This is a genomic window from Prevotella sp. 885 (genome assembly GCF_002265625.1).
In the GTDB taxonomy this organism is placed as follows: domain Bacteria; phylum Bacteroidota; class Bacteroidia; order Bacteroidales; family Bacteroidaceae; genus Prevotella.
This window is the reverse complement of the sequence record NZ_NOVE01000013.1, coordinates 64627-74896: the sequence shown is the minus strand read 5'-3', so window position 1 is coordinate 74896 and position 10270 is coordinate 64627. Positions and strand designations below refer to the sequence as shown.

Genomic DNA, 10270 nt, shown 5'->3' with positions numbered 1-10270 from the left:
AGCAAATGAAGTAATAGCTGATTGATGACCTGCTATGGGAGGCTGCGTGGCTACGGCGAGACGCCATAGCCTCCTAAGTATGCCTTGTCTGCTGTAGTTAACAACGTTATTATCATTTCAGCGATAAACAGCGCTGAAACCTACGCACACGCATAAATATTATATAAAAATAATGTTTTTGTTGTTTGGAAGTAAAAAAATATCTATCTTTGTAAAAAATTAGTTAAAAGCGTATTTGCGCTTAATTTTATATTACAATAAACGTACGAAAGATTTACTAAACCAAAAAGCTTTATGAAGAAAACTTTTCTTATGACTCTCATTGCATTATCGATAAGCGGTATGTCGTGTGCGCAGTCTGATACAGAGAATACCGCTAAGAAGCAGGAGACAGTCCAGCAGGAGTTTGTTAAGGAACGCCGTGCGCAGGCTAAGATGGCTAAGAACCTCATTGAGCAGAAAGTGCTCAAGGACGCTAAGAAGCAGGCCAAGCAGCTGAAGAAGGAGGGATGGCAGCCCGCACCAGGCACCTTGCCCTTGGAGAAGCAGCTTACCGATGTCTACACACGTATGTATACGTATGAGGGACGCTTCCCGAAATACTTCATCGGACGTTCTTCAGGCAGAAGCACCAGTGCAGGAATGGCACGCAAGCAAGCCCTGACACGTGCCCGTGTGGACGTGGCAAGCCAGATGAAACTGGAGGTGGCGGCTCTCACGGAAGAGACTGACATGAACACGGAGCTTAGCGCAGGAGAGGTGGAGACCGTAGCAAAGATGGTGGACACCAGCCAGACGATGATTCAGCAGAGCCTCGGACGCACGGAAGTGGTGCTTGACATCATGAGAACAACGGGCGGCAAGACAGAGTCGCAGGTGGCTGTCAGCTACGACGGAAACCTCGCTAAGGAGACGCTCCTGAGCATCTTTGAGAAGGAGGACGCACAGATCAAACAGAAACTTCAGGACCTCCTGAATAAGTAAGCACGCCTCTGACTATGACAAAAACGGGTAAGCCAAAGGCTAAAAGGTCGCCTGTGGTGGAAGGACTGATACGCAACATGCTGGTGACATTTCTTGCAGTAGCCATCATGGGCTTCTTTGCCATCATCACAGTGAAGGCGGAAATCATGGACCCGATAAGGCGAACCATTGCCGACTTCTCCTTCACGGACATCTATTACCAGATTGAACGTGAGGGGGCGGCTCCTGACACATGCCGATACATCACCATCGTGGACATGACGAAGGTGACGGCCCGCGCTGACATAGCAAAGGTGCTGACCGACATTGAAGCGGCCAAGCCGAAGGTGGTGGGACTGGACTGCGTCTTTGACGTAGAAGGAGACGACATCGAAGGCAACGACGCCATCATACAGGTGGCGGAGAAATACAAGAACATCGTCTTTGCCGAGAAGATGCTCGAATGGGAAAACGACTCGGTAGGCTACACCAAGACCATACATTCCTTCTTCAGAGAGTTTGTGGACATCAAGGAAGGAACCGTCAACATGCCGCGAAAGCTGTATGACAGCATGAAGCGCAAGGCGGCTCTGTCGGAGGTGTGTAATGGCAAGCGCCAGCTCTCGTTCGTCTCGCAGGTGTCTAACCTCTACACAGGCAAGGACATGGTGGGCACAAAGACCGGCGACATCAACATCAACTTCTCATACACCAAGTTCCCCGTGCTTCAGCCCGAGGAGGTGAAGGCTCATCCCGAGCTTATCAACGGACAGATAGTGCTGTTCGGATCGATGTATGAGGATGCCGACGCTCACTGGTCGCCATTGGGAAAGATAGCGGGAGTGGAGCTGCTGGCATACAGCATCCAGACCATCATAGAGCAGTCAGACGTAAAGCACGTTCCGTTTATCCCGTTCTGCCTGATCACGTTGCTGATTATCTTCATCGTTCAGGTGCTTCAGTCAAAATATCTTAAGCGGACCGGACTCTCTTCCAATATGTTCACGAAGTATATCATCGGTTCGGTTTGTATAATGAACATCCTGACGTTCCTTTTCACTTCGGTGTTTATCGGAATAAGTTTCCTGATATTCTGCATGTTCCACATCAGCTTCAATCTGGCTTGGGCGTTGTCAGTAATCGCATTCCTTGGAGTATCACGCAATATGTATACAGCCATTAAGGATTACGTCAGTTCGGTAAAAGACAAATATTCGTTCCTAAAAGGCATCGACTTATGATAAAGATAAAATACATCTTATTGTGCCTTCTTTGCTTGTTGGCACTTCGTACGGGCGCCCAATCGCTGGTGGCGTATCATGTGGTGGGCAAGGTGACCTATATGGTCAACGGCGTAAGCAAGCCTTTGGTGATGAGCACCAAGGTGAACGGCAGCACGAGAGTGAACATCCCGTACGGCGGAAAAGTGGAGCTTCTGGATGAGAAGAACAAGAAACGCATCATCATCAAGACTCCCGGACAGGGCGTTGTGTCACAGCTGACAACGGCGAAGGGCAACAACGTCATGGACCTCTCGCTCCGATATGTTGCCTACGTGAAGAAGCAGCTCAGTAATACTGGGCTTATCTCGCAGAAGCGCTATTCGGATTTTGCCACGGTAACGCGAGAAATTGACTCGCTGGATACGGAAGCGCAAAAGCCGCAGAATCCGTTTGCGTCTCGTTTCGGCAACTTCAAGAACAAGATAGACCAGAAATTCCAGTCGTTCCGTCAGGAATGCAACAAGAAATACACCGACTTCGTGCGTCAGGCATGGGCAAAGATGGGATCAGAACCTCCCGTCGTCAAGCCTGCCGAACCTAACGTAAAGCCGGAGGTGTATGAGGCTCTGAACGCCTTGCTGGACGAGCGACAGGAGAAGAAAGCCACGATTGCCGAACCCGTAGCGCCACCCGTGGAGATAAAGCAGCCCGAACCCGTGGAGCCCATCAAGCGTGTGCCGCTGAGCGAGGATGAGAAAGAGATATGCGAAATGCCTTTCATCTTCTTCGGAAACGAGATGACGGTGCATCTGGACGAGACGAAGCGAATACAGATTGGCGACATAACGCCAGACCGCATCGCCGACTTGCTGTTGCGTCTGAGCGGCACGGCTTATGACAACCTGCTGTGCGACTGTCTGGAACTGCGCAAGAAGCACAACCTTTGCGACTGGGCTTACCTGCTTATGCTGAAGGAAATTGCCGACCAGTTCTGCGGCACGGACACCAACGAGGCTGTGCTGATGATGGGTTATCTCTATTGTCAGTCAGGCTATAAGGTAAGATTCGCTTCAGACAACGCTGACCACCTCTACCTGCTCGTAGCTTCCGACTACTTTATGTACGGCAAGCTGTCTTACGAGATTGACGGCGACATATACTATCCCGTTCAGGAAGCCAAGCCGGTGCTCCATATCTGCAAGGCGAAATTCCCCAACGAGAGCAGTCTTTCGCTTGGCATTACGAAGGCCATGCAGCTGGACAACACCGAAGCGGAAAACCGTATGATCAAGTCTAGAGCCTATCCGGATATGAAGATTGACGTGGCAGTGAACAGAAGTCTCATCGATTTCTACAATACATATCCGTCGGCATATACCAACAACGACAAGATGACGTACTTCCGCGTTTACGCTGATACGCCGATGAATGAGGATGTGAAGAAGCAGATTTATCCTGCGCTCCGATCTTGCCTGCAAGGACTGAGTGAGCATCAGGCTGTCAGCCGTCTGCTCAATTTTGTCCAGACCGGCTTCGAGTATGAGTATGATGAGACGATATGGGGATGTGACCGCGCTTTCTTCGCTGAAGAAACCCTTTATTATCCCTACTGCGACTGCGAAGACCGCTCCATTCTCCTCACCCGTCTTATCAGAGACCTTCTCGGTCTGGACTGTGTGCTCATCTATTATCCGGGCCACCTCGCCTGTGCCGTGAACTTCACGCAGAAGGAAAAGGGAGATTATTATATGTATAACCAAAAAGAATATACAGTGTGCGACCCTACTTACATCAATGCGCCGATAGGTAAGCAGATGCCAAACTTCAAGGATAAGGAAGCTACGGTCGTACCAATAAAATAAGGAAACAGTAAGATATGAATATCAAAAAGACAATAATAGGCGCATTGCTCCTATTTATTGCGGCACCATCTTTTGCCCAACGAACCGAAAACGTGCATGGCGTCTTCACATATACGGTAGGCGAGGACGAGACGTTCTCCATTGCCGAGATGCGACACAAATGCATTGTAGGTGCACAGAACGAGGCAATAAAGGAAAAGTTTAATGAGAATATCAAGGCCAACACCAACATGGTGGATATGGACATCAGCGGCGAAGCCATCAGCCGGTTCGTGGAAGAGATAGAAGCTTACTCGGCAGCGGAATGGCTGGGCGACAGCAAGCCAAGCGTGTTCAAGGCTGATTATGCGGCAGACCGCCTGACCTTCACAGCGGAAGTGTGGGGAGAGGCACGCGAGATAACGCAGCCTTCGGTGGACTTAAGATGGAGCATATTATGCGGAGGCACTACGGACAGCTATCAAAGCAAGAAGTTCAACAACAGAGACCGAATATACATCAAGTTCAAGTCGCCCGTATCAGGCTATCTTGCCATTTACGTTCTCGACTCTTCCAATAAGAAAGCGAGCTGCTGGTTGCCTTACAGAAGCAACACGTCAGGACGCTTCGAGGTTATGGCAGGTCAGGAATACGTGCTCTTCGACAGAGATTTCGATGTGAATGCCACGCCATACAGAATGGTGACCGACAAGCCGTTGGAGCTAAACAACGTGGTGCTGATATTCTCACCCAATCCATTCACGAAGTGCAACGACGACGCAGGCGACTTCCGTCACGCCAACTCTGTGGACATTGACGACTTCGAGAAGTGGCTCCGTAAGACAAGAAAACGCGACAACGACATGGTGGTCGACCGTTCACAGTGGCTGGTCATCACCAATGCCAATGCTAAGAATTAACAATAAAAACAATATTATATGAAAAAGATCAAGACATCTATCATCGCTGCGTCTTTGGCTTTCGCACCATGTGCATACGCCCAGGACGTCATCACGATTCCTAATCTCGACATGGATGAGGACACTACTGAGGTGACGACGGTCAGCGACATCGTGAAAATGCAGCAGAAGGTCATCACTAACAACAACACGGAGAAGCACTACCTGGACATGTGGAAGAGACGTACCTATCTCAACATCGCCACAAACACCACAAGTCTCAAGTCGGACGACGACAAGTACGACTTCTCAAGCGACTGGGGCGTGTCTTTGCAGCTCGGCTATAACCACCGTCTGACCAAGAAGCCTTTATGGGGAATGTGGGCTATTGACGTGCCTTGCCTCGACGTTAACGTCAACCACTTCAAGAGCAAGTGCGACGCCGACGGATTCTGCTATGACAGCTCGGTCAAGAACGGCGATTACTACCAGACCCCGTGGAACCTGGAGAAGGTGGAGGCTAACATCGGTCTTGGTATCGGTCCTTCTTACACCGTCGCACCTTTCGTGGCATTGCACAACGAGCAGCTCGACTTTATCAAGGTGAACGTATACTGGCACATCGGATTCGGAGGTTCTTTCCTCTTCATGTCTGACGACAAGGATATGGACCGTAACAAGGATGAAGAAAAGAAGCAGGACCGCGAGAAGATGGCAAGTGCCACTAAGGTGCTGTGGGGTCTCGGAGCATTCAATTCGTTCGGCGTAAACCTCCACTGGAAGATGGTGGGTCTGGGATACGAATATCGCACCAGCACTGCCGAATACAAGCACTTCAATACGGAGAACTTTGGCAAGGACAAGACAAAGTTCAAGAGCGGAACAAGCAAGTTCTACATCACTTTCCGCTTCTAATTCCAAATCCAACCACAGCAGTAAGCTATATTATTAACAAAGTGGAAAAATATATCTAAAAATATATAAGCTATGAAGAAGTTTATCCTTATGGCCCTGATGACCATCGTTTGTGCAATGAACGCATCGGCACAATACACATCCGGCATCCGCGAGGGCTTTTTGAATAATGAGATAAAGTGGGTGTTTGACGGAAAGACGCTCGCCATCACCAATGTGACGCTCACCAAGGAAGGCAAGGAACACAGATCCGCCATACCAGACTATAACCCTAACAAGCAGGCTCCCTGGGTGAAGATGAAGTTCCCCGTAAGAAGCGTGGCTATCGGTAAGGGCATCACCCGAATCGGATCTTACGCATTCGCTAACTGCAAGGAGCTTTCCGAGGTGGTATTCGCTGGCACCAGCATGTCTGAAATCGGCTGGGGAGCATTTATGAACTGCTCACGTCTGCGCACCATCTCTCTGCCCCAGACCATAAAGAAGGTGGAGACCATCGCCTTCGCTGGCTGTACTACGCTGCCTTCAGTAAAGATTCCTGACCACTGCGTCATCGAGGATCAGGCTTACGTAAACTGTACAGGCATCAAGATTATCGAGGTAAGCCCGACAGCTGTCATTGGTCACTACGCCTTTGCCAACGAGGTGAAGGTGAACGGCAAGACACGTCACGCCCTCTATGACGGCGAGATTCATCGTCTGCCCTCTTACATCAATGTAGGCAACGCCAATACCTTCGGTCTTTCAAAGGACGCCGTTGACAAATATCTGGGTGGCAACACCGCTTCTCGTTCGCTCGTCGACTATGACTATCGCACATCAGAGATCGACTCGCTCATCCCGATGTCTTCGGTTATCCGCAACAACACTTACGCTCTCGTAATCGGCAACCAGAACTATCGCTTCGCTCCCGGCGTTCCTTACGCCATCCATGATGCCCGCGTCTTCAGAGAGTATTGCGAGAAGACTCTCGGCATCCCCGTTGAGAACATCCACCTTGTGGAGGACGGAACAAAGGCTATGATCAGCGAGGAGGAGTTCCAGTGGCTTAAGAGCATCAAGAACCGTGAAATGAAGAAGCTCATCGTCTACTATGCCGGTCACGGTGTGCCTGACATCCATGACTCTAACAAGGCTTACCTCTTGCCCACCGACATCCGCGGCACAAAGCCGTCGAACGGCATCGCCCTCAACGACTTCTATGCAAGCATCGGCGACCTTGACTTCAACCAGACTTCCATCTTCCTCGACGCCTGCTTCAGCGGCATCAACCGTAACAATGAAAGCGTGAACGAGGGATTGCGCGGCACCGAAATCGCTGCCGAGGAGGGAACTCTGAGCAACGGTAAGCTCGTGGTGTTCTCTGCTGCTCAGGGCAACGAGACTGCTCAGGGCTGCAAGGAAGAAGGACACGGCCTCTTCACTTACTACCTTATTAAGGAAATCCGTGACAACTACGGACAGATTTCGTTCGGCGAGTTGTCTGACTATATCAAGAACAACGTGAGCCGCAGGGCCATGACAATGAAGCTCCAGAAGCCTCAGACTCCTACCACCAACGTGACGGAGAATCTGACTGACAGCTGGAAGCAGCTGAGATTCTAATCTCTGCACTAAGTCTGATACAAACAAAGGAGGCTATGACGTTCCCGTCATTGCCTCCTTTGTTTGTTTTTTTTCTTACGTTTTTGTTTGACCATCAATAAAATCTCTCTATATTTGCACGTGTATTTACAGACTAAGCTTATGATAGATTAATGAAATAAAAGGAGTAAGATATGAAAATTAAATATGCAACGATAAGCAAAACGGGCAGACGTAGCAACAATGAGGATACGTTCCAGGTGGTGGATATGCCGCAGCAGGATCGCTTCATGGGCATCGTATGCGACGGAATGGGCGGACATTACTGCGGAGAGGTGGCAAGCGAAACGGTGTGTAACGCCATTACGAAGTATTGGGAGAAATATGCTGCCACCGTCGACTGCACCACAAAAGTGGGGCTGGCTTGTAAGAAAGCAAGCGTTGCCATCGACAGCAAGTCGGACCAGTTAGGACATGCGCAGATTGGCACGACAATGGTGATGGCAAGCATTGAGAAGGACAATGTGACCATAGCCCATGTGGGCGACAGCCGCTGTTACCTGCTAAGACCGGGCGACGGACTGCTTTATCAGACACAGGACCACATCAGACTGGACTTCGGTTGGGAGGTAATAGCCAAATGCTTCTTCTCCTATCGCTCCGACGTGGCTGTGCCGGACGTCAGACAGTTCAGTCTGCAAGCTGGCGACCGTCTGCTGCTCTGCTCCGACGGACTGCACAAGAGCATGAAGGACGAAACCCTACTGACGCTTATGGCTGAAGACAAGCCCTTGGAAGAAATAATAAACGAATACGACAAAATCTGCGAAACACGCGGAGATGACAACTATACGGCTATACTTATAGAGGTGGAATAAACAGGACATGATAACCAGATGCTATCTTGAAATAACTAATGTATGCAACCTCGATTGTGTGTTTTGTCCTAAGACCGATAGGGCGAAGCATACGCTGACTTTGGAAGAGTTTGATGTGTTGACCTCACGGCTTAAGGGTGAGGTCCGCTTCCTCTATTTTCATCTTATGGGCGAGCCTTTCCTCCATCCCCAGCTGCCGCAGTTCGTGCGGATGGCGCGCGAGAAGGGCTTCACGCCCGTGCTTACCACCAACGGCACGCTGCTCTCCCGTCGCACCGATATGCTGGAGGAGCTGCCGCACAAGGTGCAGATTTCGCTCCATTCGCATGAGGGCAACGGCAAGGCTGACCTCAGAGAGTACATCGGCGAGGTGATGACGTTCGCCATGGAGGCTGCCCGCCGTGGCTGCATCATCGTGCTGCGCCTTTGGAACGAAGGCGGACACAACAGCCAGAACCAGACCATTCTGAATCTTATTGCCGAACATCAGCCGCGCCCCTGGACGGAGAGACACGACGGATGGAAACTCGCGGACAATCTGTTCCTTGAGAATGACAATATGTTTGAGTGGCCCGACCTGCAGCATAAGGTGTATGATGAGGAGGAAGTGTTCTGCTATGCGCTGCGCAATCAGATCGGAGTCCTCGTCGACGGAACAGTCGTGCCCTGCTGCCTGGACCACAACGGCGACATGCCCTTGGGCAATCTGTACGAGCAAAGCCTGGAGCAAATCCTCGCATCGCCCCGAGCCCGCGCCCTTTATGAAGGGTTCACCCGTCACGCCGCCGTGGAACCGTTATGCCAGCGCTGCGGCTATTCCGCCGTATCGAAGAGGTTTAGGAAAAATTCCTAACTCCTAATTCCTAACTCTTTCTATGTCTCGCTTTGACTTGGATTTCACCACAAGCCAGACTCCCGAGAACACCAATACTACGGCTAATGCCTGTGTCACCTTGAAGACAGCCAAGCCTATGGCTACGCTTACGCTGACCGCCACGATGGGCTGCACGTAGTTGTAGACGCTTACCACGGTCGGGCGCAGCGTCTTCTGTCCGATGATTACGCAGATGTAGCTAAGGTAAGTGCCGAAGAACACCACGAAGCCGGTTTCCCACCATGTGCTCATAGGAACGTTGGGGAAGTCGATGTCCGTGATATGACCGAGCGTGAAGGGCCATATCAGCAGCGTAGCCCACGTGAACATCCATTTGTTGACGGTGAAGAGCGAGTATTTCTGTGCCAATGGCTTGAAGAAGGCAAGGTAGAGCGCCCACGAAAACTGTGCAGACATACAGAGCAGGTCGCCCCAGATGTTGCCCACTTTGGCATTGCCCGACGTGGCGCTTGTGGTTATTATTATCACCGCTCCTGCACATCCGAGCAACACGCCACCGGCTTTCTTAAATGTGATAGGCTCTTTAAGGATGAAGAAGGAGAGTATCATGGCGAAGATTGGCATTGACGTGGTCATGATGCTGGAGTTGCTTGGCGACGTCATGTTGAGGCCGATGGTGTAGCAGCACTGGTTGAAGACCAGGGCAAAGAGTCCGCCGACTCCCAAGAGCAGGATGTCTTTCACGGGCACATGCTCTTTCTTCGTAAACAAGGATGTAAGCCAGAACAATATGGCTCCGCCGAGAACGCGGAAGCTGACAAGGTCAAAACCGTCAATGCCGTGTAGCATGGCGTCCTTTCCTATAGGCGCCATGAGTCCCCAGAAGGTGCCGGCGCAAAGCATACAAAGGTGTGCGATAAGGGGTTGTTTCTTGTTATCCATAAAGTGTTTTTATTGTTTGATGTATCTCGTTTTGGAATGTGCAAAATTAATAATAAATAAAGAAATACGCAAAAAACACTTAATTAAACAAATTGTGCGCTTTTTTAGTATTTCTTTTATGCTTCTGTTGTTGATTTGTATGAAAATACGTATTTTTGCAAATTATCTATGCGCTTTCAACAAATAACAA

Annotated in this window: 9 protein-coding genes; 8 read left to right on the top strand and 1 reads right to left on the bottom strand. The window is 50.2% G+C overall.

Going from position 1 to position 10270, the window contains the following annotated elements; all coding sequences use genetic code 11:
- Positions 1 to 294 precede the first annotated feature (294 nt).
- The 8 genes from CHL74_RS06070 (at position 295) to CHL74_RS06035 (ending at position 9156) form a co-directional block, all read left to right on the top strand.
- Entirely contained in the window at positions 295 to 984 is a 690-nt protein-coding gene (locus tag CHL74_RS06070; RefSeq protein ID WP_141241252.1) for a hypothetical protein, read from the top strand.
- Between the two features lie 14 nt (positions 985 to 998).
- On the top strand, positions 999 to 2204 hold the full coding sequence (locus CHL74_RS06065; protein ID WP_094880274.1) for a CHASE2 domain-containing protein: 1206 nt from the start codon (positions 999 to 1001) through the stop codon (positions 2202 to 2204).
- A complete protein-coding gene (locus CHL74_RS06060; protein ID WP_141241251.1) occupies positions 2201 to 4048 on the top strand; it encodes a hypothetical protein in 1848 nt (615 codons plus the stop codon). Before CHL74_RS06065 ends, CHL74_RS06060 begins: the two co-directional genes overlap by 4 nt.
- Before the next feature lie 14 nt (positions 4049 to 4062).
- Positions 4063 to 4947, top strand: coding sequence for a DUF4384 domain-containing protein (locus tag CHL74_RS06055; RefSeq protein ID WP_141241250.1), 885 nt, complete (start codon positions 4063 to 4065; stop codon positions 4945 to 4947).
- Positions 4948 to 4965: 18 nt separating this feature from the next.
- The gene (locus CHL74_RS06050; protein WP_094880271.1) at positions 4966 to 5841 is read left to right on the top strand and encodes a hypothetical protein; all 876 of its coding nucleotides are present in this window, start codon (positions 4966 to 4968) and stop codon (positions 5839 to 5841) included.
- A 72-nt stretch (positions 5842 to 5913) separates the two neighbouring features.
- Positions 5914 to 7446, top strand: coding sequence for a leucine-rich repeat protein (locus tag CHL74_RS06045; protein WP_094880270.1), 1533 nt, complete (start codon positions 5914 to 5916; stop codon positions 7444 to 7446).
- 173 nt (positions 7447 to 7619) lie between these two features.
- Entirely contained in the window at positions 7620 to 8303 is a 684-nt protein-coding gene (locus CHL74_RS06040) for a PP2C family protein-serine/threonine phosphatase (protein ID WP_094880269.1), read from the top strand.
- A gap of 7 nt (positions 8304 to 8310) precedes the next feature.
- Complete coding sequence (locus CHL74_RS06035; RefSeq protein WP_094880268.1) at positions 8311 to 9156, top strand: radical SAM/SPASM domain-containing protein; 846 nt, start codon at positions 8311 to 8313, stop codon at positions 9154 to 9156.
- Between the two features lie 3 nt (positions 9157 to 9159).
- On the opposite strand, the gene CHL74_RS06030 is transcribed toward CHL74_RS06035, so the two are convergent.
- Entirely contained in the window at positions 9160 to 10080 is a 921-nt protein-coding gene (locus tag CHL74_RS06030) for a DMT family transporter (RefSeq protein ID WP_094880267.1), read from the bottom strand.
- Positions 10081 to 10270: the final 190 nt, after the last annotated feature.